The 22,773-nt window shown below is 64.2% G+C and carries 15 protein-coding genes; 12 read left to right on the forward strand and 3 right to left on the reverse strand.

Going from position 1 to position 22,773, the window contains the following annotated elements; genetic code table 11:
* Positions 1-61: 61 nt before the first annotated feature.
* The 5 genes from polA to AAIL66_RS00830 all read left to right on the forward strand — a co-directional run bounded on the left by polA (position 62) and on the right by AAIL66_RS00830 (position 6,213).
* Positions 62-2,875, forward strand: coding sequence for a DNA polymerase I (gene polA, locus AAIL66_RS00810; protein ID WP_343495793.1), 2,814 nt, complete (start codon positions 62-64; stop codon positions 2,873-2,875).
* Between the two features lie 206 nt (positions 2,876-3,081).
* The gene (locus AAIL66_RS00815; RefSeq protein ID WP_343495794.1) at positions 3,082-3,744 is read left to right on the forward strand and encodes an AzlC family ABC transporter permease; all 663 of its coding nucleotides are present in this window, start codon (positions 3,082-3,084) and stop codon (positions 3,742-3,744) included.
* A complete protein-coding gene (locus tag AAIL66_RS00820; RefSeq protein ID WP_003067787.1) occupies positions 3,741-4,052 on the forward strand; it encodes an AzlD domain-containing protein in 312 nt (103 codons plus the stop codon). Before AAIL66_RS00815 ends, AAIL66_RS00820 begins: the two co-directional genes overlap by 4 nt.
* 95 nt (positions 4,053-4,147) lie before the next feature.
* Positions 4,148-5,053, forward strand: coding sequence for a dienelactone hydrolase family protein (locus AAIL66_RS00825; protein ID WP_034408551.1), 906 nt, complete (start codon positions 4,148-4,150; stop codon positions 5,051-5,053).
* Between the two features lie 200 nt (positions 5,054-5,253).
* Positions 5,254-6,213 carry a ZIP family metal transporter gene (locus tag AAIL66_RS00830; RefSeq protein ID WP_034408553.1) on the forward strand — a complete coding sequence of 320 codons (960 nt, stop codon included), beginning with the start codon at positions 5,254-5,256 and terminating at the stop codon, positions 6,211-6,213.
* Positions 6,214-6,261: 48 nt separating this feature from the next.
* On the opposite strand, the gene AAIL66_RS00835 is transcribed toward AAIL66_RS00830, so the two are convergent.
* From AAIL66_RS00835 to AAIL66_RS00845, 3 genes are all read right to left on the reverse strand, one after another.
* Complete coding sequence (locus AAIL66_RS00835) at positions 6,262-6,999, reverse strand: LytTR family DNA-binding domain-containing protein (RefSeq protein ID WP_034389341.1); 738 nt, start codon at positions 6,997-6,999, stop codon at positions 6,262-6,264.
* On the reverse strand, positions 6,980-8,050 hold the full coding sequence (locus AAIL66_RS00840) for a histidine kinase (RefSeq protein ID WP_045838388.1): 1,071 nt from the start codon (positions 8,048-8,050) through the stop codon (positions 6,980-6,982). The genes AAIL66_RS00835 and AAIL66_RS00840 overlap by 20 nt, the downstream gene beginning before the upstream one ends.
* 194 nt (positions 8,051-8,244) lie before the next feature.
* Positions 8,245-9,204, reverse strand: coding sequence for a DMT family transporter (locus tag AAIL66_RS00845; protein WP_343495795.1), 960 nt, complete (start codon positions 9,202-9,204; stop codon positions 8,245-8,247).
* A 340-nt stretch (positions 9,205-9,544) separates the two neighbouring features.
* Between AAIL66_RS00845 and argH the strand changes: the two genes are divergently transcribed.
* From argH to AAIL66_RS00880, 7 genes are all read left to right on the forward strand, one after another.
* Entirely contained in the window at positions 9,545-10,993 is a 1,449-nt protein-coding gene (gene argH, locus AAIL66_RS00850; RefSeq protein ID WP_343495796.1) for an argininosuccinate lyase, read from the forward strand.
* Positions 10,994-11,092: 99 nt separating this feature from the next.
* Positions 11,093-12,073, forward strand: coding sequence for a Bug family tripartite tricarboxylate transporter substrate binding protein (locus AAIL66_RS00855; RefSeq protein WP_034353263.1), 981 nt, complete (start codon positions 11,093-11,095; stop codon positions 12,071-12,073).
* Positions 12,074-12,225: 152 nt separating this feature from the next.
* Positions 12,226-18,237: an MG2 domain-containing protein gene (locus AAIL66_RS00860; RefSeq protein WP_343495797.1), complete on the forward strand. Its 6,012-nt coding sequence runs from the start codon at positions 12,226-12,228 to the stop codon at positions 18,235-18,237.
* Positions 18,238-18,467: 230 nt separating this feature from the next.
* Positions 18,468-19,589, forward strand: a complete 1,122-nt coding sequence (locus AAIL66_RS00865; protein WP_343495798.1) for an ABC transporter ATP-binding protein — start codon at positions 18,468-18,470, stop codon at positions 19,587-19,589.
* A gap of 46 nt (positions 19,590-19,635) precedes the next feature.
* Positions 19,636-20,925 carry an ABC transporter substrate-binding protein gene (locus tag AAIL66_RS00870; protein ID WP_343495799.1) on the forward strand — a complete coding sequence of 430 codons (1,290 nt, stop codon included), beginning with the start codon at positions 19,636-19,638 and terminating at the stop codon, positions 20,923-20,925.
* A 35-nt stretch (positions 20,926-20,960) separates the two neighbouring features.
* Positions 20,961-21,881, forward strand: a complete 921-nt coding sequence (locus AAIL66_RS00875) for a sugar ABC transporter permease (protein ID WP_343495800.1) — start codon at positions 20,961-20,963, stop codon at positions 21,879-21,881.
* Positions 21,878-22,744 carry a carbohydrate ABC transporter permease gene (locus AAIL66_RS00880; protein WP_343495801.1) on the forward strand — a complete coding sequence of 289 codons (867 nt, stop codon included), beginning with the start codon at positions 21,878-21,880 and terminating at the stop codon, positions 22,742-22,744. Before AAIL66_RS00875 ends, AAIL66_RS00880 begins: the two co-directional genes overlap by 4 nt.
* Positions 22,745-22,773: the final 29 nt, after the last annotated feature.

Genomic DNA, 22,773 nt, shown 5'->3' on the forward strand with positions numbered 1-22,773 from the left:
GGCGCAGCCTGTCTTTGGGCGGCAGACTGCAGGAGCCGGGCACGCGTGCACAATCCGGGGTATGAGCAATTCCAAGACCCTGGTGCTGGTGGACGGCTCCAGCTACCTCTACCGCGCCTACCATGCCATGCCCGACCTGCGGGCGATTCCAGGCGACCCGGCCAGCCCGGCCACGGGCGCCATCCGCGGCATGGTGAACATGATGCAGGCGCTGAGGAAGGATGTGCAGGCCGATTACGCCGTCTGCGTGTTCGACGCCTCGGGCCCGACCTTCCGCGACGAGATGTACACCGAGTACAAGGCCACGCGCTCGCCCATGCCCGATGACTTGCGCAGCCAGATCGAGCCCATCCACGAGGTGGTTCAGCTGCTGGGCTGGAAGGTGGTGGCCGTGCCCGGCGTGGAAGCCGATGACGTGATTGCCACGCTGGCGCAGACCGCGGCGGCCCAGGGCATACAGGTCATCGTCTCCAGCGGCGACAAGGACTTGAGCCAGTTGGTGGGCGAGCATGTGACCATCATCGACACCATGAACGGCAAAAAGCGCGACGTGGCCGGGGTGACGGCCGAGTTCGGCGTGCCGCCGGCGCTGATGATCGACTACCAGGCCCTGGTGGGCGACACCGTGGACAACGTGCCCGGCGTCACCAAGGTCGGACCCAAGACTGCGGCCAAGTGGCTGGAGGAGTATGGTTCGCTGGACAATCTGATCGCCCACGCGGCAGATATCAAGGGCGTTGCCGGTCAGAACCTGCGCGATGCGATTGCCAGCGGTCAGCTGGCGCTGAGCCGCCAGTTGGTGACCATGAAGACCGATTGCGATCTGTCCGCCTACATCGGCGGCCTGCCGCAGCTCGATGCCATCACGCTGGCCGAGCCCGATAGCGCAGCGCTTGCGCCCTTCTACGAGAAATACGGCTTCAAGGGGCTGGTGCGCACGCTGGGCGCCGCAGCGGCCGAAGCCAAGGCGGCCAAGCCAGGCAAGGCTGCCAAGGTCGACAGTGCCCAGGGCGGCCTGTTCGATGCTGATGACGCGGCGGCGACCGAGGTCGCCGTGACTGCCCAGCAGCGCGATGTGGTCTACACCACCATCCTGAACGAAGCGCAGCTGGAGGAATGGCTGTCCAAAATCAATGCTGCCGAGCTGACCGCGCTGGATACCGAGACCGATTCGCTGGACGAGATGGTGGCCCGCATCGTCGGCATCTCCTTCAGCGTGGCCGTGGGCGAGGCCGCCTATATTCCGCTGCGCCACGAAGGCATGGATGTGCCCGAGCAGCTCGATATGGACATGGTGCTGTCCAGGCTCAAGCCCTGGCTGGAGGATGCAGGCAAGAAGAAGCTGGGCCAGCATGTCAAATACGACCAGCATGTGTTTGCCAATCACGGTATCACCGTGCGCGGCTATGCGCACGACACCATGCTGCAGTCCTATGTGCTCGAAGCCGACCGCCCGCACAATCTGACCAGCCTGGCGCTGCGCCACGTAAGTCGTACTGGCATCAGCTACGAGGACCTGTGCGGCAAGGGCAAGAACCAGATTCCGTTTGCCCAGGTGAGCGTGGATAAGGCCGCTGCGTACAGCTGCGAGGACTCCGACCAGACGCTGGACGTGCACAACACCTTGTGGCCGCGCATCCAGGCCCATGCCGGGCTGCTGCATATCTACGAGCTGGAAATGCAGACCAGCGAAGCGCTGTTCCGCATCGAGCGAAATGGCGTGAGCATCGACGCGGGCGAGCTGGCACGCCAGAGCAACGATCTGGGCGCGCGCATCCTCAAGCTCGAGGAAGAGGCTTACGAGATTGCGGGCCAGCCCTTCAATCTGTCCTCCCCCAAGCAACTGGGCGAGATCTTCTTCGACAAGCTGGGCATGCCCGTCGTGAAGAAGACCGCCACCGGCGCGCGCAGCACGGACGAGGAAGTGCTGGAAAAGCTGGCCGAGGACTATCCGCTGCCCGCCAAGCTGCTTGAGCACCGCTCGCTGTCCAAGCTCAAGGGAACCTACACAGACAAGCTGGCGCAGATGGCCCTGCCCAGCGACGGCCGCGTGCACACCCACTACGCCCAGGCCGTGGCGGTGACGGGGCGTCTGTCCAGCAACGACCCCAATCTGCAGAATATTCCCGTGCGCACGCCCGAAGGCCGTCGTGTGCGCGAAGCCTTTGTTGCACCCGAGGGCAAGCTGATTGCCAGCGCCGATTATTCACAGATCGAGCTGCGCATCATGGCCCATCTGTCGGGCGACGAGGCCCTGCTGAGCGCCTTCAAGAACGGCCTGGACGTGCACCGCGCCACGGCCGCCGAAGTCTTCGGCGTGAGCGTGGACGAGGTCAGCAGCGAGCAGCGCCGCTATGCCAAGGTGATCAACTTCGGCCTGATCTACGGCATGAGCAGCTTCGGCCTGGCCAAGAACCTGGGCATTGAAACCAAGGCAGCGGCTGCCTATATCGACAAATACTTCCAGCGCTACCCCGGCGTGAAGCGCTATATGGACCAGACCGTGGAGCTGGCCCACGCCCAGGGCTATGTGGAGACCGTGTTCGGTCGCCGCCTGATGCTGCCCGAGATCAACGGCGGCAACGGCCCGCGCAAGAAAGCGGCCGAGCGCGCCGCCATCAATGCCCCCATGCAGGGCACGGCGGCCGATCTGATCAAGAAGGCCATGGTGGCCGTGCAGGCCAGGCTGGATGCCGAAAAGCCCGAGGTGCTGGTCATCATGCAGGTGCATGACGAACTGGTGTTCGAGCTGCCTGAATCCGCCAGGGACTGGGTGCAGGCCGAGATCCCGGCCATCATGGCTGGCGTGGCCGACCTGTCCGTGCCGCTGCTGGCCGAGATCGGCTTTGGCAGCAGCTGGGAAAGGGCGCATTGAGCTTTTCATCAACAGGCGCACTGATACGCGTTCGTCCCGGGGCGCCCAGGTTTTGCCGAGACGAATCCTTAAAAAAGAGAGCTGCCTGCGCTTTCTAATAAAGAACTTCAGGTTGTTTTTGACCTGAAGTGCTTTGTTCACATGCGCTGTCAGCTCCTGAATTGTTCTAGCTTGTTGCGGGAAATATCTTGTTCAAAGGCTTTGCAATGACGCCCGCCGTGCGCATGGGGCTGTCGATTTCGGTGGCGACGGGGCTGTACGGCATCTCCTTCGGTGCGCTTTCCGTGGCGGCCGGCCTCAATCTCTGGCAGACCATGGCGCTGAGCGCGCTGATGTTCACGGGCGGTTCGCAGTTCGCCTTCATCGGCGTTGTGGCGGGCTGCGGCAGCGGCATGGCGGCCGTCAGCGCTGCCTCGCTTCTGGGCGTGCGCAATGCCATCTACGGCATGCAGATGAGCCGTCTGCTGGGCGTCAAAGGGCTGCAGCGCTGGCTGGCCGCGCACTGGACCATCGACGAATCCGCAGCCACGGCATCGGGGCAGGAAGATCTGGCCGAGCAGCGGCGCGGCTTCTGGGTTGCCGGGGCGGGCGTGTTCCTGCTCTGGAATCTGTTCACCTTGCTGGGCGCGCTGATGGGCAATGCGCTGGGCGACACGCGCCGCTTCGGTCTCGACGGAGCCGCCGTGGCGGCCTTTCTCGGTCTGCTCTGGCCGCGCCTGAATGCGCGCGAGCCGGTGGCGCTGGCACTGGCCTGCGGCCTGGTCACGGCTCTGGCCATACCTTGGGTGCCCGCAGGCGTGCCGATTCTGCTGGCTGCGGCCCTGGGCGCCTTCTGGGGCTGGGTGCGTCCTTCGGAGGCCGAGCAATGACGCTGTCCCTGTGGCAATGGATCTTGCTGGCCTGTGCGCTGGCCTTTGTGACCAAGCTGCTGGGCTACAGCCTGCCCGAGCGCTGGATGCGCAGCCCGCGCATGGCCCAGATCGCGGCCTGTCTGACGGTGGCGCTGCTGGCATCGCTGACGGTGATGAACACCCTGGCCAGCGGCACGCGCATCAGCCTGGATGCGCGCCTGGGCGCCTTGCTGGTGGCGGCGCTGGCCCTGTGGCTGCGGGCACCATTCCTGCTGGTGGTGATTCTGGGGGCAGCTGCTGCGGCGCTGCTGCGCTGGCTGGTCTGAGCTGACGGCAAGGCACTGGCCTTAGACTGCATGGCCAGCTCGGCTTGCTGCGCGAGCCGGGCTGGCTTGAGATTCCATCAACCGAAGGAGGATCCATGAAGTACGAAGACATCGCTCAGGATATGCAGGGGCTGCTTGGCGGTCGCGCCGATGCCCGGCCCAGCCGCCGCGCGGCCTTGCGCACAGCCCTGGGGGCCGGCCTGGGCGTGGGCTATGCCTGCGCTGCCGGGCCGGTCATGGCGCAGACGGCCATCAAGACTCCGGTCGACGGCCTGACGGCAGGTGAGGTCAGCATCGATGTCAAAGGCTTCAAGCTGCCGGCCTACCGGGCCATGCCTGCGGGCAGGCAGAATCTGCCCGTGGTGCTGGTGATCTCCGAAATCTTCGGCGTGCACGAATACATTGCCGACACCTGCCGCCGCCTGGCGCGTGCCGGCTATCTGGCGATAGCGCCCGATCTGTTTGTGCGCCAGGGCGATCCCATGGCCTATGCCGAGATGGCCAAGCTCATGAGCGAGGTGATCGCCAAGGTACCCGATGCCCAGGTCATGGGCGATCTGGACGCGGCCGTGCAATGGGCGGGTACGCAGGGCGGCGATGTGAAGAAGCTGGCCATTACCGGCTTTTGCTGGGGCGGGCGCATCACCTGGCTCTATGCGGCGCATGCGCCGCTCAAGGCCGGCGTGGCCTGGTACGGGCGGCTGCAGGGCAACAAGAACGATTTGCAGCCCAGCTATCCGCTGGAATTGGTGGGGCAGCTCAAGGCGCCGGTGCTGGGCCTGTACGGCGGCAAGGATACCGGCATTCCGCTTGAGTCGGTCGATGCCATGAAGGCCGCCCTCAAGAGCGGCTCTGCCGCGGCCAGGGCCTCGGAGTTCGTGATCTTCCCCGATGCACCCCATGCCTTCCATGCCGACTACCGCCCCAGCTACCGGGAGCAGGCCGCGCAGGACGGCTGGACGCGCATGCTGACCTGGTTCAACCAGCATGGCGTGGCCTGATGCCTCATGCGCCGAAATTTTCGGCACGGGGGGCTTGACAGCTTTGCTAAGGTGAAAGAAGTCCCGGCATGCCATGCACGTCATGTGCATCCGGGGCTGACGGTATGGGGATAGTCGCAAGCGGGCCGCGTTGGACCGCGCATTCTGCGAAAATCCCCAGGATTCGCCTGTAAAAGGTTGCGGTTAAGCCATATAAAGCTATGACATTGGTAGCAATTATTCTGGCCACCCTGGCTGCTGGTATCGGCAGCGTCTGGGTGGCCGCGTTGTTGATGAGTCTGGGAGGGGGGCGCACGCCAGGGCTGATGCCACAGCGTTTGCTGAGCCTGGCGGCGGGAGCCTTGCTCGCCACGGCCTTTATGCATTTGCTGCCCGAGGCGTTCGAGAGCCACGGCAAGTCCCATGATCTGTTCGTGGTGCTGCTGATCGGGCTGGTGTTTTTCTTTCTGCTGTCCAAGGCCGAGCTCTGGCACCACGGCCATGAGCATTCGCATGGTGACGCCCACCAGCCTGTTGCCGTGCACCATGCTCACGGTCATGGCCACGATCACCAGCATGGTCACGCCCGCCATGAGCATGGCGAGCATACGCATGCTCACAGCCATGGCAAGGGCGGCTGGGCCATTCTGACGGGCGACAGCGTGCATTGCTTTGGCGATGGCGTGCTGATTGCATCGGCTTTCGTGGCCGATATCCGTCTGGGCCTGATTGCCGCTCTGTCGGTGCTGGCGCACGAGGTGCCCCACCACATGGGCGATATCGTGGTGCTGCGCCAGTCCAGCAGCAATCGCCGCGTGGCGCTGATCAAGGTGTCCATGGCAGGAGCCGTGACCACGCTGGGCGGGGTGGCCGGCTATTTCCTCATCGGACAGTTGCACGAGCTGCTGCCATATTTCCTGGTCATTGCGTCGAGCAGCTTTATCTATGTGGCGCTGGCCGACCTGATTCCCCAGCTGCAAAAGCGCCTGAGCGCCAAGGAAACCGCAGCCCAGGTCTTCTGGCTGCTGCTGGGCATTGTCATCGTGACGGTGATGAGCGGCGCGGCGCACAACCATGGACACGAGCATGACCACGATCATGGTGCCGAGGTCGGGCATGCGCACGAGCCCGCCCCCGCGCCCGCGGCTGCCCATGAAGCGGCGCACAAGCACGAACATTGATTGCAACTGCAGTCGATAAAAAAACCGGCTTCCAGCCGGTTTTTTCATTCAGGAAATATCTTTGAGCTCGGTCTTGACCGCCGCCAACTGGCGGCGCGATACCGGCAGCAGCTCGCTCACACCCTGCAGGCGCAGACCCCAGCCTTCGCCTTCCTGCGGGTCGTCATATTTCTCGAGGCCGCGCAAGGCCGCACGCAGCACCAGGGCGTTGCGGTGTATGCGCAGCAGATGCTCGCCATGGCGGGTTTCGAGATCGGCCAGCGCTCCGTCGAGGATGTAGTTGCGCTGCACGGTGCGCACGGTGATGTATTTCTGCTCGGCCTTGAGAAAGCGCACCTCGGACAGCGGCAGCCGCAGCGTGCCGCCGCGCTCCTGGATCAGCAGCACGGGGCCGCTGTCCACGACGCTGCGCGTGCTCAGCGCACGTTCGGCCTTTTGCAGCGATTGCTGCAGGCGCTCCAGGCGTACGGGCTTGGTCAGATAGTCCACTGCATCGAGCTCGAAAGCCTGTAGCGCATGGCTGGAATGCGCCGTCACGAACACGATGGCGGGCGGGTTGGGCAGCTCGGCCAGAGCCGCTGCCAGTTGCAGCCCGTTGTGGCCCGGCATGTGGATGTCCAGCAGCACCAGTTGCACCGGGGCCGGCTGTGCGGCCTGCAGCATCTGCAGGGCTTGCTCGCCATCGGCGGCTTCCTGGATATGGTGGGGGCCATGTGCGCAGTCGCCGAGCAGAGTGCGCAGCCTGGTGCGGGCCAGAGCTTCGTCATCAACGATCAGAATGTGCATGGCGGGATTGTCCCGGTTTTGGGGCGGTCTGCAGCAAAGGCACGCTCAGGCGCACCACATAAAGCCCATCGCGTACCCTGGCGCTGAAGCTGCCTTGCAGATCGTGCAGCAGCGACAGCCTGGCCTTGACATTGTCCAGGGCCATGCCATGGCCGGTGCTTTGATGCTCGGCACTGGCCGGCGGCAAGGTGTTGATGATCTGGATCAGCGCCTCGTTGCCGCGCCTTTCGGTGCGGACCTGCAGCTTGCCGCCGCGCGCATTGGGCTCCACGCCGTGACGGATGGCGTTCTCCACCAGCGGCTGCAGCAGCAGCGGCGGCAGCAGCGCTCCGTGCACGCTTTCATCGAGCTGCCACTGCATCTGCAGCCGCTCGCCAAAGCGAACCTGCTCTATGGACAGATAGCGCTGGGCCAGCTCTATCTCCTGCGCCAGCGTGGTGGTCAGATGGGGTTCGGCCAGCGCATAGCGAAACAGGTCGCTGAGGTCCTCGAGCAAGGCCTCTGCCTTGGCGGGCTCGGCACGCACCAGCGCAATCGCGCTGTTGAGGGTGTTGAACAGAAAATGCGGTCTGATGCGTGATTGCAGCTCGGTGAGACGGGCCTGGGTCTGCGCCGGCGTGTTGCCGCGCGCGCGCAGCACCAGCGCCGTCACCAGCAGCGCGGCCAGCAGGCCTCCCGTGACGGCACTGGCCAGCCAGGGGACTTTGGCTATGCCTATGAAGAGCAGCATGCCGCAGGCGTAAAGCCCCGCCAGGGCACCCAGCAGCACGCCGGCCAGATACTGGCCGCGCGTGCCCAGGCGCTGCAACTGGTGCTTGAGGCTGCAGGCTGCTATCAGCCAGACCAGGGTGCCGGGCAGGCAAGCCCCGGTGAGCAGGGCGGCGCTGGAAAACCACTCCCAGAACGAGTCCGCTCCATAGATGGCGGCCGTGCTCACCACCACCTGTACAAACAGCACGGCACGCAGGACCACACCGGCATTGCAGGCGTCGAACACCAGGACCGTGCGGGCCGATGCGGGAGTGGCGGCGATGAGCGGTGAAATGGGCACAGGTGGTCTGGAGCAGGGCGGTGTCTTGGATGCAGACTGGGGCGAAAAAGCACAAAGGGCATCCCTGTCGACAGGGCAGCATGCCCGGTCAGAAATTGTGCAAGTCCTGTGATTATTGGCCAGCAGTCGCTGTGCAGCTGCAATTCGCGCGGCATCTGTCGGTTTGATGCATCAGCGTTTGTGCTGACTCAAAACTAGGCTGCAGCCCGGCCTGCGGCCTGAAAGCGTCTGAGCGACCAGACCAGGCCTGCGAGAATCAGCAGCATGGGCGCCAGCTCTACGAGCCGGGGCAGGCGCTGCTCGTAGAGGAAGTGGTAGGCCAGGGCGAACAAGGTCTCGAACACCAGCAACTGGCCCACGAAGGTGATGGGCAGGCGCTGGCTGGCGGCATTCCACATCCAGTTGCCCAGCCAGGACGAGAGCACGGCCACGGCCAGGTTCAACAGCCAGAACAGTTGCCAGCGCTGGGCTGGAATATCGGGGCTGCCAGAGCCGCTGGCCTCCGGCGATACCAGCCAGAGCAGCGCCCAGAGCAAGGCGCTGATGAGTCCGACGACTAGGCCCCAGAGCGTGGACCATTCCGTGCCGTTGAAGCTGCTTTGCGCCAGATAGCGGGTGTTGTCCAGTGCGTAGCGGCTCCAGCAGAGCATGGCCAGCACGGCCATCAGCACGCCCAGCAGATAGCGCCCCTGGCTGCCTTCGGGCCCTGTGGTCAGCGCATGGGCGTTGACGAGCACGATGCCGGTCAGGATCAGTGCCATGGGCGCCAGCATGCGGCGCAACGGAAGCGCGCCATGGGTATTGCGTCCCAGCAGCGGCACGGTGACGGGAACCAGGCCCACGATCAGCGAGGTCACGGCCATGCCTATCCATTGCACGGCTGTGGCGACCAGGGCAAAGTACACCACATTGCCCGTCAGGGCCAGCCAGACCAGATGCCGGATATCGGCCGCTTGCAGCCTGGGCAGCAGCCTGGTGGCCCGAGGCAGAAAAACGCATAAGGCCACCACGCCATAGAGCACGAAGCGGCCAAAGGTGATCTGCAGCGGCGAGAACTCCGGCAGCATGGCCGGCACGAGAAAAATCGCGCCCCAGAGCGCGCAGGCGGCCAGCGCAAAACCGAGGCCGGAAATCAGGGAAGAGCGGGAATGCATGCCGGAAGGCGCGTCAGCCGCTTGGGCAGCGGCCAGGGAGGGAAGTGAACGGGGACGATGTGATTGTCCGCGCAAGCCAGAAACCGGGTGGCTGCAGCCGGATTTGCCGGTTTTGGGGGAATAAGGCTTGCAGGCCTTTTCCATCAAATACATGGTGCTATTGATTAGTGAGTTTGTGGGGCGTGAATGCCGCTTTGTCGCAGTGGCCGGCAATGGCTCTGGGGTGCTCTGGCGCCGGCACCGGGTCAGGCCGATAAAATCCCTGTTTCTGCTTTGCACAGCCGTCACGCCAAACTTCTGCATTGGGCGGCCTGTGGTTTTACGGGATTGTTGCCCTCACATGTCTACATCTGCTCCTTCGCACAACCAGCTCGATTCCAAGGCCGAAGCCTGGTCTGCCCTGTTCTCCGAACCCATGAGCGACCTGGTCAAGCGCTACACCTCCAGCGTGTTCTTTGACAAGCGCATGTGGCAGGCCGACATCCAGGGCTCTCTGGCACACGCCGAAATGCTGTCGGCCCAGAAGATCATTGCAGCCGAAGATTTCGCCTCCATCCAGAAGGGCATGGCGCAGATCACGGCCGAGATCGAGGCCGGCACTTTCGAGTGGAAGCTGGATCTGGAAGACGTGCACCTGAACATCGAGGCGCGCCTGACCCAGCTGGTCGGCGATGCCGGCAAGCGTCTGCACACCGGCCGCAGCCGCAACGACCAGGTGGCCACCGACGTGCGCCTGTGGCTGCGCAGCGAGATCGACCTGATCGAAGGCCTGCTCAAGGAGCTGCAGCGCTCGCTGGTCGACGTGGCCGCGAAGAACGTGGACGTGATCCTGCCCGGTTTCACCCATCTGCAAGTGGCCCAGCCCGTTAGCTTCGGCCACCATATGCTGGCCTATGTGGAAATGTTCAAGCGCGATGCCGAGCGCATGCTGGACGTGCGCAAGCGCGTCAACGTGCTGCCCCTGGGCTCTGCTGCCCTGGCCGGCACCACCTACCCGCTGGACCGCGAGCGCGTGGCCAAGACCCTGGGCATGGAAGGCGTGAGCCAGAACTCGCTGGACGGCGTGTCCGACCGCGACTTCGCCATCGAGTTCACCGCTGCTGCCTCGCTGTGCATGGTGCACGTGAGCCGCCTGTCGGAAGAGCTGATCATCTGGATGAGCCAGAACTTCGGCTTCATCAAGATCGCCGATCGCTTCACCACCGGCTCGTCCATCATGCCCCAGAAGAAGAACCCCGACGTGCCCGAGCTGGCACGCGGCAAGACCGGCCGCGTGGTCGGTCATCTGATGGGCCTGATCACGCTGATGAAGGGCCAGCCCCTGGCCTACAACAAGGACAACCAGGAAGACAAGGAGCCGCTGTTCGACACGGTGGACACCCTCAAGGACACGCTGCGCATCTTCGCCGAGATGATCGGCGGCCAGCTCAACCCCGCCAGCGGCGTCAAGGAAGGCGGCATCACCGTGAATGCCGAGAACATGCGCGCTGCTGCCCTGAAGGGCTATGCCACGGCCACCGACCTGGCCGACTATCTGGTCAAGAAGGGTCTGCCCTTCCGTGACGCCCACGAAACCGTGGCTCACGCCGTGAAGCTGGCCACCATGAAGGGCGTGGACCTGACCGAGCTGCCACTGGCCGAGCTGCAGGCCTTCAACCCCAACATCAAGGCCGATGTGTTCGAAGCCCTGAGCCTGGAAGGCTCGCTCAATGCCCGCAACACGCTGGGCGGTACGGCGCCGGCGCAGGTGCGTGCGCAGCTGGCCAAGCACCACGCTCGTCTGGCCTGATGGACTCAAGCACTGTGGCGTAACGTTCACGCCTTGAAAGCGCCCTTTGCCGGGCGCTTTTGTTTTGGTTAGTCTGGAAAAAGCATAAGGAGAAAACACATGACGCAATCTCGTCGTCAATTGCTGAGAGCCGGTGCGGGAGCGGTGGCAGCATCGGCCCTGGGCCCGCTGGCCTGGGCCTCGTCGGGCCAGCCCATCCGCATTCTGGTGGGCTTTCCGCCCGGCGGTGGCTCGGATGCGATTGCGCGCCTGCTGGCCGACAAGCTCAAGGACGAACTGGGCGGCGTGACGGTGCTGGTGGAGAATCGTCCCGGCGCCGGCGGCCAGATTGCAGCGCAACTGCTCAAGGCCTCGCCTGCCGATGGCCATACGCTGTTTCTCACGCATGACCACACCATCTCCATCCTGCCCAAGGTCGTGAAAAAGCCGGGCTTCGATCCGCAGCAGGACTTCATTCCCGTGGCCGGGGTCGCCACTTTCGTGAATGCGCTGGCCGTGTCCAGCAACACGCCGGTGAGGAATCTGGCCGAGTACGCGGCCTGGGCCAGGGGCAGTGCCAAGAACGGCACCATCGGCATTCCGGCTCCGGCCTCGACGCCCGAATTTCTGGTCAAGATCCTGGCCGACCACTACAAGCTCGATCTGGTGGCAGCACCGTATCGCGGCAGCGCTCCCTTGCTGGCCGATATGCTGGGCAATCAGATTCCTGCCGGCATTGCCTCGGTGCCGGACTTCATGGAGAACCAGAAGGCTGGCAAGCTGCGCGTGATCGGCGTGCTGGGCGCCAAGCGCCAGGCCTCCATGCCCGAAGTGCCGACCTTGCTGGAGCAGGGTATCAAGGGCTTCGAGGACATGCCTTACTACGGCATCTTTGCGCCCAAGGGCGTGCCCCAGGCCTTTGTCGAGCGCTTTTCTGCAGCCGTGGGCAATGTGCTCAAGCAACGTGACGTCTACGCGCAGCTGACGGCGTTGGGGCTTACAGTTGGATACATGAATCCCCGCCAGTTGGGGGAGCGTGAGGCCGCCTATTCCAAGGTTTGGGCCGGTATCATTCAGCGCAGCGGTTTCCAGCCGCAGTAGTTTCGCGCGTGCGGCACCTGCTCAAGGCCCTGCTTCACTTGCGAGGCAGGGCTTTTTGCATTCTGCCGTCCCGCACTGCTGCGTCGCTGACTCCAGACTTCAGATTCAAACAGCCAGGGCCGGTCACGCCGGCCCCAAAAGGAAGTGACTGTATGACTGTGCCTTATGCAGAGGGAAGGAAGAGGGAGCAGATCGCGCCGCACTGGCGCGTGCTGCTCAAGGCAGGCCTGTTATGGGGCCTGGCGGCCACGGCGGCCCATGCCGTGGGGGTGCGCCAGTTCAGCCCGCAGGGCGATGTAAGCAAGGTGGGCCAGGTGGTGGTGCAGTTCGATGGGGCAGCCGTGCGCTTTGGCGACCCCAAGGCCGCTGCACCGGTCAATCTGCAGTGCAGCAATGCGCAGGCCGCCAAGGGCACGGGGCGCTGGAACAGCGAAAAGGAATGGGTCTTCGATTTTGCCCAGAACCTGCCCGCCGGCGTGCGTTGCACGGCCCAGCTCAACCCTCAGTTCAAGAGCGTCGCGGGTACGGCCCTGACGGGCGCAGCCAGCTATCAGTTCCAGACCGGCGGACCGCAGGTGGCCAGCATTGCGCCCGACACCTATGAAGAGGTGGACGAGCAGCAGTACTTTGCTCTGCGCCTGACGGGCGCGGCATCCGTCGACAGCCTCAAGCAGCGCGTCTGGTGTACCTCCGAAGGTGTGGGCGAGCGCATTCCAGTGCAACTGATCGAGGGCAAGGACCGCGAGGCCGTGCTCGAGCAGCGCCACTGGGACAAGGATGCCGCCAAGAACCCGCAGAACTATGCGGTGCTGGCCTGTAACCGCCGCCTGACCTCGGGCAGCAAGATGACCCTGGTCTATGGCAAGGGCGTGGCCATGGCCAACGGCCTGGTCAGCAAGGACGAGCAGCGCTACGAGTACCAGGTGCGCCAGCCCTTCAGCGCCGACTTCAGCTGCGAGCGCGAGAACGCCAACGCCGCCTGCCTGCCGATCCGCCCCATGCGCCTGTCATTCAGCGCGCCGGTGCCGCGCAAGCTGATCGAAGGCATACGCCTCAAGAGCGGTGCCTCGGCCGTGGCACCCATCATCGAGCAGAACGGCGACAAGCTGGCCGAGGATTCGCTGGTGGACAGCGTGAGCTTTCCCGCCACCATGCAGCCAAACACCAAGTATGTGGTGGAGCTGCCGCCGCAGTTCAAGGATGCCGCGGGCCGCACGCTGAGCAATGCCAATCTGTTCCCGCTGGCCACGGCCACGGGCAATATGCCGCCGCTGGTGAAGTTTGCCGCCGCGCCCTTCGGCATCGTCGAGCGCTTTGCCGAAGGCCCCAAGGGCCCGGCGCTGCTGCCCGTGACGCTGCGCAATGTGGAGCCGCAGCTTCTGGGCAAGTCGCTGGACGCCAGCGTGGTGCGTACCAAGAAGGGCGGCTCGGACGCCGACATCATCGCCTGGCTCAAGAAAGTCGAGCGCTATGACAGCTACAGCGTGGAGCGCAAGCGCGCTGCGCGTGATGTAAAGGTCTTGCCTCCTGTCATCAACGACGACAAGCACTGGGTGCAGACCCGCATGCTGTCGCTGCTGGACGGCCAGAGCCAGACCCAGACGCTGGAGCTGCCCAAGGCGGCCAAGAGCGACCCGCGCCCCTTCGAGGTCGTCGGCATTCCGCTGAACCCGGGCTTCCAGGTAGTGGAGATCGCCTCGCCCATGCTGGGCCAGTCTCTGCTCGACGAAGGCTATGGAGCGGGCCGCACCATGTATGTGCGCACTTCGGTGCTGGTGACCAATCTGGCCGTGCACTTCAAGCTGGGGCGCGAGAACTCCGTGGCCTGGGTGACGACGCTGGACAAGGGCAAGGTGGTGCCGGGCGCCACGGTGCAGGTCTCGGACTGCAACGGTCAGGCGATTGCTTCGGCTGTCAGTGATGCCCAGGGTCTGGTGACCTTCAACGGCCTCAATCCCAATCCGCCTTCCTGCAGCAACGAAGACGGCTACTACCGTAGCAACTCTTATTTCGTGAGTGCGCGTGCCAAGACCGAGGCTGGCGAGGAACTGGCTTTTGTCTGGAGCAACTGGAACAAGGGCATAGAGTCCTGGCGCTTCAATGTGCCGACCAGCTCCAGCAGCAAGCGCGACGAAGTCGCGCATACGGTGTTTGACCGCATGCTGTTCCGTGCTGGCGAAACCGTGTCCATGAAGCACTTTCTGCGTGCCCTGACGGGCCCCGGCAAGAACTCCACGGGCTTTGAACAGACCCAGGACAAGCCTGACCGCCTGACCATCACCCATCTGGGCAGTGGCCAGCGCTTTACCCAGGCCCTGAGCTGGAATGCCAATGGCAGCGCGAGCAGCGAGTTCCCCATCTCCAAGGCCGCCAAGCTCGGCGAATATGCGGTGGAGCTGGGCTATACCAATGGCAGCGGCCGCCGCTCCAGTTTCAGCACGGGCATCTTCCGTGTCGAGGAGTTCCGCCTTCCGGTAATGGAGGGACGTGTGGGCCCGGCCGGCAAGGAGCAGCTCTACGCTGTCAGCAGCGTGCCTGCCGAAGTGCAGATCAACTATGTCTCGGGTGGTGCCGCCGCCAATCTGCCGGTCAAGGTGTCGGCTCTGCTGCGCTCCAAATCGCTGGATTTCGCGGGCTGGGACGGCTTCAGCTTCAACCCGCCGCGCAGTGCCCAGGACGTGGGCAGCAGCGACGATGAGGAAAGCACGGCGGCCGACGACACCAAGGTCGTGGCCGACAAGCTTCCCGTGACGCTGGACAAGAACGGTCTGGGCAAGGTCGCTATCGACAAGCTGCCCAAGTCCGGCGAGCCGCGCGAGTTGCTGATTGAAGCGACCTACGCCGACCCGAACGGCGAGGTGCAGACCCTGCGCAGCACGCGCACCATCTGGCCGGCTGCCGTAGTGGCAGGCGTGCGCTCCGAGAACTGGATCTCGGTGGATCGCAAGCTGCGCTTTCAGGCGCTGACGCTGGATACGGCAGGCAAGGCCCAGGCCGGCGTGCCCGTCAAGGTCGAGGCCGTGGCGCGCATCACCACCTCCAGCCGCAAGCGGCTGGTGGGCGGCTTCTACAGCTACGACAACCAGACCACGCTCAAGAATCTGGGCACCGTGTGCTCGGGCACCAGCGACAGCCATGGCCTTGTTCAATGCGAGGCCCAGCTGTCCCAGCCCGGCGAGGTGGAGCTGATCGTCAAGGCCGCCGACAAGGAAGGCCGCAGCAGCCAGGCCGCGACCTCGGTGTGGGTCACGGGCCAGGGCGAACTCTGGTTCGGCGGCGAAGACCATGACCGAATGGACGTGCTGTCCGAGCGCAAGAGCTATGAGCCCGGCGAGACCGCGCGCTTTCAGGTGCGCATGCCCTTCCGCCGCGCCACGGCGCTGGTGGCAGTGGAGCGCGAGGGCGTCGTCAGCACCCAGGTGGTGGAGCTGGCGGGTGACAACCCCACGGTGGACGTCAAGATCGAAGACAACTGGGGCCCCAATGCCTATGTCAGCGTGCTGGCGCTGCGCGGCCGCCTGATGGAAGTGCCCTGGTATAGCTTCTTTACCTGGGGCTTCAAGTCGCCGCTGGAGTGGTGGCGTGCCTTCTGGAATGACGGCAAGGAATTCATCGCGCCGACTTCCATGGTGGATCTCTCCAAGCCGGCCTTCCGTTTCGGCATGTCCGAAATTCGCGTGGGCCTGAAGAGCAATACCCTGGACGTCAAGGTTTCCTCGGACAAGTCCAGCTACAAGGTGCGCGGCACGGCCAAGGTCACCATCAAGGCCACGCTGCCCGATGGCAAGCCTGCAGCAGGTGCCCATGTGGCGCTGGCGGCCGTGGACCAGGCCTTGCTGGAGCTGATGCCCAACAGCAGCTGGAATTTGCTCGATGCCATGCTGACGCGCCGCGAATGGGGCGTGCAGACGGCAACGGCCCAGATGGAGGTGATCGGCCGGCGCCACTACGGCAAGAAGGCCGTGCCTGCTGGCGGTGGCGGTGGCCGCAGCCCCACGCGCGAACTGCTCGACACCCTGCTGCTGTGGAAGCCCGATGTGGTGCTGGACGGCAACGGCATGGCGCTGATCGAGGTGCCGCTCAACGACGCCCTGACCACCTTCCAGGTGGTGGCCGTGGCCGATGCGGGCGTGAGCCTGTTCGGCACTGGCCAGGCGGCGATCCGCACCACGCAGGATCTGCAGATCATCAGCGGCTTGCCGCCTCTGGTGCGCGAGGACGATCAGTTCCGCGCCCAGGTCACGCTGCGCAACACCTCGGCCAAGGCCATGAAGGTGGAGGTCACGCCGCGTGCCACCATGCTGGAGCTCAAGGCCCAGACCGTGGAGATTCCCGCCGGCGAGGCGCGTGAAGTGGCCTGGGATGTGAAGGCTCCGGCCCAGCTCTCCGGCACGCGTGCCGAGGCGCTGATCTGGGAGATTTCCGCGCGCGACACCGCTGGCGGCGCCGATGCGGCGCAGGATGCGCTCAAGGTCAGCCAGCGCATCGTGCCCGCCGTGCCGCTGTCGGTGCAGCAGGCCACGCTGGTGCAGGTCAACGGCAGCTATAGCGTGCCCGTGAATCCGCCCGCCGACGCACTGCCCGGTCGCGGCGGTCTGCAGATGTCGCTGGTGCCCAAGCTGACCGAAGGTCTGCCCGGCGTGCGCGACTGGTGGGCCCGCTACCCCTACTCCTGCCTGGAGCAGACCACCAGCAAGGCCGTCGGCATGAACAACGCCGATCTCTGGGGCAGCACCATGGCCCAGCTGCCCAACTATCTGGACGGTGACGGCCTGGCCAACTACTTCCCGCCCCAGGACGGATCGGTCAGCCGCGGCAGCGATACGCTGACCGCGCATCTGCTGAACCTGTCGGCCATGGCGCAGGGCGTTGACAAGCGCTTCGTGATTCCTGCCGCCGAACGTGCGCGCATGGAGGACGGCCTGATCGCGTTTGTGGAAGGCCGCATCCAGCGCAACTTCTGGAGCCCGCGCAAGGATCTGGAAATGCGCAAGCTGGCGGCGATTGCTGCACTGGCACTGTCGGGCAAGGCCACGCCGCGCATGCTCGACAGCATCAATGCCACGCCCAACCAGTGGCCCACGCACACGGTCATCGACTGGGTGATGCTGCTGCAGCGCATGAGCGATGCGCCCCAGCGCGACGAGCGCCTGGCACAGGCCATGCAGATTCTGCGTGCCCGCCTGACCTACAACGGCACGCGTGCCGGCTTCTCGACCGACCAGGACGATAGCTGGTGGTGGCTGATGCAGGGCCCTGACGTGAATCTGGCACGCCTGATCCTCGCGACCATCAACGACCCGGCATGGGCCGAAGACATGCCGCGCCTGGTCAGCGGCTTTATCGCACGCCAGCAGGGCGGTGCCTGGAACACGACCACGGCCAACCTCTGGGGTGCTCTGGCGCTGCGCCGCTTCTCGCAGAAGTTCGAGTCCGAGCCCGTGGCCGGCAGTACCGTGGCCAACATGAACGGCAACGAGGCCAAGGTGAACTGGGCCGAGGTCAGGCGTGCCACGTCCGAGGATGCGCAGGGCACGGCCCACTCCAACAGCGTCTTCGGCGAGCCCGTGCGTGCCGGCGGCCTGATGAACAACACCATGTTCATGCCCTGGGCCAAGGCTGGCAAGGGCCAGCTGAGCGTGACGCAGCAAGGCACGGGTAAGCCCTGGCTGACCGTGCAGTCCGTGGCGGCCGTGGCCCTGAAGGCGCCTTTCAGCGCCGGCTACACCATCAAGAAGACCGTCACGCCGGTGGAGCAGGCCGACAAGGGGCTGTTCGGTGGCGGCCAGTACACGCGCGGCGATGTGCTGCGCGTGACGCTGGAAGTGCAGGCCAAGACCGATATGACCTGGGTGGCCATCACCGATCCCATCCCCACGGGGGCGACCATTCTGGGTGGCGGCCTGGGCCGTGATTCGGAAATCGCATCCAAGGGCGAGAAGCAGGAAGGGGCCGGCTGGCTGGCCTATGAGGAGCGCAGCTTCGAGTCCTACCGTGCCTACTACCAGTACCTGCCCGCAGGGACGACCAAGGTCGAATACACCGTGCGCCTGAACAACGCCGGTGAATTCGCCCTGCCGCCCACGCGTGCCGAAGCGCTGTATGCGCCCGAGATGTTTGGCGAGATTCCCAACGCCAAGTTCAAGGTGGTGATGCCCAAGTAAGCCTTCAGCGGTTTCTCGGCCGTACGACAAGCCCCGGTCTGCGCAAGCAGTCGGGGCTTTTTTCATGCACTGATGCTATGGATATTGAAGCTGCTTTCGCATTGAAAAAGGATGATTCAAGATCATTTCTATCTGAGATCAATCAATAGCAGGCGCCAGAAGCTCCTGTTTTTATTTAGTTGGATCCGGGTTGACACGCGGCTGTCATCCAGTCTTTCTAGACTGGTGTGATGTCTTTGATCGAGCTGGAGAACGTCGCCAAATCCTGGGGTGACGCCACGGCCCTGCATGCCGTGAATCTGCGCATTGAACCAGGCTCGTTTTGCGTCTTGCTCGGCCCTTCGGGCTGCGGCAAATCCACCACCTTGCGCATGATTGCCGGGCTGGAGATTCCCACCTCGGGGTCGGTGCACATCGATGGTCGCGACGTCACCCATCTGCCGCCCGCAGAGCGCGGCATTGCCATGGTGTTTCAGAACTATGCGCTGTTCCCGCATCTGAGCGTGGCCGACAACATTCAGTTCGGTCTGCGGGTACGCAAGCTTGGCAAGGCCGAGCGCGAGCAGCGTCTTGAGCAAACGGCCGAGCTGCTGGGGCTGACGGCACTGCTGGAGCGCCGGCCCGGGCAACTCTCGGGCGGCCAGCAGCAACGCGTGGCGCTGGGCCGTGCGCTGGTGGCGCAGGCCAGGGTCTGTCTGATGGACGAGCCGCTATCCAATCTCGATGCCCAGCTGCGCCAGGAAATGCGCGCCGAGCTGCGCGAGCTGCAGCAGCGTCTGGGCCTCACCGTGGTCTATGTGACCCACGATCAGGCCGAGGCCATGAGCATGGCCGATCAGGTGGTGCTGCTCAACAAGGGCCGGGTGGAACAGGCGGCCGGGCCGCGCGAGATCTATGCCAAGCCCGCCACCACGTTTGCCGCGCGCTTTATCGGCACGCCCGCCATGAACATCGTGGCCCTGCAGGGCAACCGGATTGCAGGCAGCGATGTGGTCGTTGCCCCGGATCTGGTGGCTGGCAGCGCCTATCCGCAGGCGCTGGGCGTGCGGCCCGAGGTGATTGCCGTGGCAGGTAATGCCGACGGCGGCAACGAGGGTCTGGGCAACGGCATTCCGGCCACCGTGCAGGGCTTTGAATATCTGGGTGCCGATCTGGTGCTGCGCTGCCGGGTGGGCAGCGAGCTGCTGACGGCGCGTGTGCCCGGCCATGCCCATGCCGATCTGCGGCCTGGACAAGGCGTGATCCTGTACTGGCCGCAGCAGGCTTCGCATTGGTTCGATGCGCAGGGCGGGCGCATTCATGTTTGCGGGCAGGCGGTGGAATCCGCTCGCTCCTTGCTGGCCGCAGCCTGAGCCGCCGGTGTTTTCCATTGTCTGCAATTCCCGAGGAGAGATTCCCATGCGTCGTCAAACCTTTGTTCATGGCGTGATCGCCGCTGCCGCCGGCCTTGGCCTGGCGGGCACTGCTCTTGCGCAGTCCCCGTTGGAAGTGCCTTTCTATTACCCCGTGGCCGTGGGCGGCCCCATCACCAAGGTGATAGACGGTTATGCGGCGGACTTCAACAAGGCGCATCCGCAATACAAGATCACGCCCATCTATGCCGGCACCTATCAGGAAACCATCGTCAAGGCGCTGACGGCGCACAAGGCCGGCAAGGCGCCTGCGACTTCGGTGCTGCTGTCCACCGATATGTTCACGCTGATGGACGAGGGCGCGATTGCGCCTATTGACGACTTCGTGAAGACCGATGCCGACAAGGCCTGGCTCAAGGGCTTTTACCCCGCCTTCATGGCCAACAGCCAGACCGGTGGCAAGACCTGGGGCGTGCCCTTTCAGCGCTCCACCGTGGTGATGTACTACAACAAGGAAGCTTTCAAGGAGGCCGGCCTGAACCCCGACCAGGCGCCTCAGAACTGGAAGGAGCTCAAGGAGGCCGCCCACAAGCTGACCAAGAAGGACGCCAGCGGCAAGGTCGTGCAATACGGCATCCAGATTCCGTCCACCGGCTTTGGCTACTGGATGCTGCAGACCCTGACCACGCCCAATGATGTGCTGCTGGCCAACGAGTCCGGCACCCGCGTCATGCTCAACCACCCCAAGGTGGTGGAAGCGCTGAACTTCTGGGTCGGCCTGGTCAAGGACGGCGTGCACCCGGCAGGTGTGGTGGAGTGGGGCACGACGCCCAGGGACTTCATGGAAAAGAAGGCCGCCATCATCGTGACGACCACGGGCAATCTCACCAATATCCGTGCCAATGCCAAGTTCGACTTCGGCGTGGGCCAGATCGCCGGCAATGTCCGCAAGGGCTCGCCCACGGGCGGGGGCAATTTCTACATCTTCAAGAATGCGCCCAGGCAGCAGCAGCAGGCTGCGTTCGAGTTTGCCAAATGGGTGACCCAGCCAGAGCGTGCCGCGCAGTGGAGCATGGACAGCGGCTATGTGGCGGTCTCGCCTGCAGCCTACGAGACTCCCGCACTCAAGAAGTACGGCCAGGAATTTCCCCAGGCACTGGTGGCGCGCGATCAACTGCAGGTGTCGGTGGCCGAGTATTCCACCCATGAGAACCAGCGTGTGACCAAGGTGCTCAACGATGCGATTCAGGCGGCCCTGAACGGCACCAAGACCGCAGCCCAGGCCATGGAAGAGGCGCAGAAGGAATCCGAGCGCATTCTGCGTCGCTACAAGTAATGAGCAGTCCGGCGCTTGAAACCGACAAGGGCGTCATGTCTGCGCCCTTGCCATCCAGGACCGCCCGCAGGCTGGCGCAGGCCGCAGCGCGAAAGCAGGCCGTGCATGCCTGGCTGCTGCTCATGCCGGCGCTGTTGCTGCTGCTGGGCTTTACACATTGGCCGGCCTTGTCCACGTTGATCGACAGCCTGCATGCCACGGGTCGTGGCGGCCAGTCCGGCGAATGGGTGGGGCTGGAAAACTATGCGCTCATGGTCGATGATCCCGTCTTCTGGCAGGCCGTGCGCAACAACCTCTGGTTTGCCGCAGCCACCATTCCGCTGTCCATGGGGCTGGCCTTGCTGATGGCGCTGTGGGTCAACGAGAAGCTCGCGGGGCGGGCCTTGCTGCGCATGGCCTATTTCACGCCCACGGTGCTGCCCATGATTGCCGTGGCCAATATCTGGCTGTTCTTCTACACGCCTCAGTACGGACTGCTGGAGCAGTTGCGCGGCGCACTGGGCCTGGACGCGCACAACTGGCTGGGCGATCCGTCCACGGCCCTGGCCTGCATCACGCTGGTGGCCGTGTGGAAGGAGGCCGGCTTTTTCATGATCTTCTATCTGGCCGCGCTGCAGACGCTCAACCCCAGCCTCAAGGAGGCAGCGGTCATCGAAGGCGCATCGCGCTGGTATTTCCTGCGCCGCGTGCAGTGGCCGCTGCTCATGCCGACCACGCTGTTCATCCTGGTCAACGCCGTGATCAATGCCTTCCGGCTCGTGGACCATGTGTTCATCCTCACACGTGGCGGGCCGGACAATGCCTCCACGCTGCTGCTCTATCACCTCTACGAAGTGGGCTTCAAATTCTGGGACACCGGCTATGCCGCGGCCATCACCGTGGTGCTGGTTTTGGTGCTGGCTGCCGTGGCACTGTTCCAGTTCTTTGTGCTGGACAAAAAGGTGCACTATCAATGACAGCTGCTTCATTTCTGCCGGGGCGCAGGAGCGCCCGGGAGAGCCAGGGCGTGAGCTTTTATGGCGCTTCATGGCTGGACACCCTGGCCGCCTGGACGCTGGCGCTGCTGTGGCTGCTGCCGCTGGCCTATGCTGTCTGGACGGCGTTTCACCCCTCCGATGCGTCCACGCGCCTGGATCTGTCCGCGCCCTGGACGCTGCAGAACTTCCGCCATGCCTGGGAAGCCGCGCCGTTTGCGCGCTATTTTCTCAACACCATCTTGCTGGTGGCCATGATTTTGGCGGTGCAACTGCTGCTGTCCACGCTGGCTGCATTTGCCTTTGCACGCTTGCGCTTTCACGGCAGCAATGTGGCGTTTGCGCTGGTGCTGATACAGCTGATGATCATGCCGGACATTCTGCTGGTGGCGAACTATCAGACCATGTCCGGGCTGGGAGCGGTCGATACTCTGGCGGGCATAGGTCTGCCGTATTTCGCCTCGGCCTTTGCCATCTTTTTGCTGCGCCAGACCTTTATGGGCATACCCCGCGAGCTGGACGAAGCCGCGCGCGTGGAAGGTGCCAGCACGCTGCAGATTCTCTGGCGTGTCTACGTACCGCTGGCCAGGCCGGTCTACACGGCATTTGCGCTGGTTTCGGTGAGCTTTCACTGGAATAATTTTCTCTGGCCTCTGATCATCACCAACAGCGTGCAGTCGCGTCCGCTCACCGTGGGCCTGCAGGTTTTCTCCAGCGTGGAATCGGGCGTGGAATGGTCGACTATCTGCGCCGCCACACTGATGACTTCAGGGCCGCTGCTTATTGCATTCCTGCTGTTCCAGCGCCAGTTCGTGCAAAGCTTCATGCGCGCAGGCATCAAGTGACTGGGATACAGTCAAACCATTTGAGGAGT

The sequence above is a fragment of the Comamonas sp. F1-6 genome (assembly GCF_039581415.1).
GTDB lineage: Bacteria > Pseudomonadota > Gammaproteobacteria > Burkholderiales > Burkholderiaceae_C > Comamonas > Comamonas thiooxydans.

What these genes read in the sequence shown, in the direction of transcription:
- polA (WP_343495793.1), top strand. Translation starts at nt 62, where the DNA reads ATGAGCAATTCCAAGACCCTGGTGCTGGTGGACGGCTCCAGCTACCTC.
- AAIL66_RS00815 (WP_343495794.1), top strand. Translation starts at nt 3,082, where the DNA reads ATGACGCCCGCCGTGCGCATGGGGCTGTCGATTTCGGTGGCGACGGGG.
- AAIL66_RS00820 (WP_003067787.1), top strand. Translation starts at nt 3,741, where the DNA reads ATGACGCTGTCCCTGTGGCAATGGATCTTGCTGGCCTGTGCGCTGGCC.
- AAIL66_RS00825 (WP_034408551.1), top strand. Translation starts at nt 4,148, where the DNA reads ATGAAGTACGAAGACATCGCTCAGGATATGCAGGGGCTGCTTGGCGGT.
- AAIL66_RS00830 (WP_034408553.1), top strand. Translation starts at nt 5,254, where the DNA reads ATGACATTGGTAGCAATTATTCTGGCCACCCTGGCTGCTGGTATCGGC.
- AAIL66_RS00835 (WP_034389341.1), bottom strand. Translation starts at nt 6,999, where the DNA reads ATGCACATTCTGATCGTTGATGACGAAGCTCTGGCCCGCACCAGGCTG.
- AAIL66_RS00845 (WP_343495795.1), bottom strand. Translation starts at nt 9,204, where the DNA reads ATGCATTCCCGCTCTTCCCTGATTTCCGGCCTCGGTTTTGCGCTGGCC.
- argH (WP_343495796.1), top strand. Translation starts at nt 9,545, where the DNA reads ATGTCTACATCTGCTCCTTCGCACAACCAGCTCGATTCCAAGGCCGAA.
- AAIL66_RS00855 (WP_034353263.1), top strand. Translation starts at nt 11,093, where the DNA reads ATGACGCAATCTCGTCGTCAATTGCTGAGAGCCGGTGCGGGAGCGGTG.
- AAIL66_RS00860 (WP_343495797.1), top strand. Translation starts at nt 12,226, where the DNA reads ATGACTGTGCCTTATGCAGAGGGAAGGAAGAGGGAGCAGATCGCGCCG.
- AAIL66_RS00865 (WP_343495798.1), top strand. Translation starts at nt 18,468, where the DNA reads ATGTCTTTGATCGAGCTGGAGAACGTCGCCAAATCCTGGGGTGACGCC.
- AAIL66_RS00870 (WP_343495799.1), top strand. Translation starts at nt 19,636, where the DNA reads ATGCGTCGTCAAACCTTTGTTCATGGCGTGATCGCCGCTGCCGCCGGC.
- AAIL66_RS00875 (WP_343495800.1), top strand. Translation starts at nt 20,961, where the DNA reads ATGTCTGCGCCCTTGCCATCCAGGACCGCCCGCAGGCTGGCGCAGGCC.
- AAIL66_RS00880 (WP_343495801.1), top strand. Translation starts at nt 21,878, where the DNA reads ATGACAGCTGCTTCATTTCTGCCGGGGCGCAGGAGCGCCCGGGAGAGC.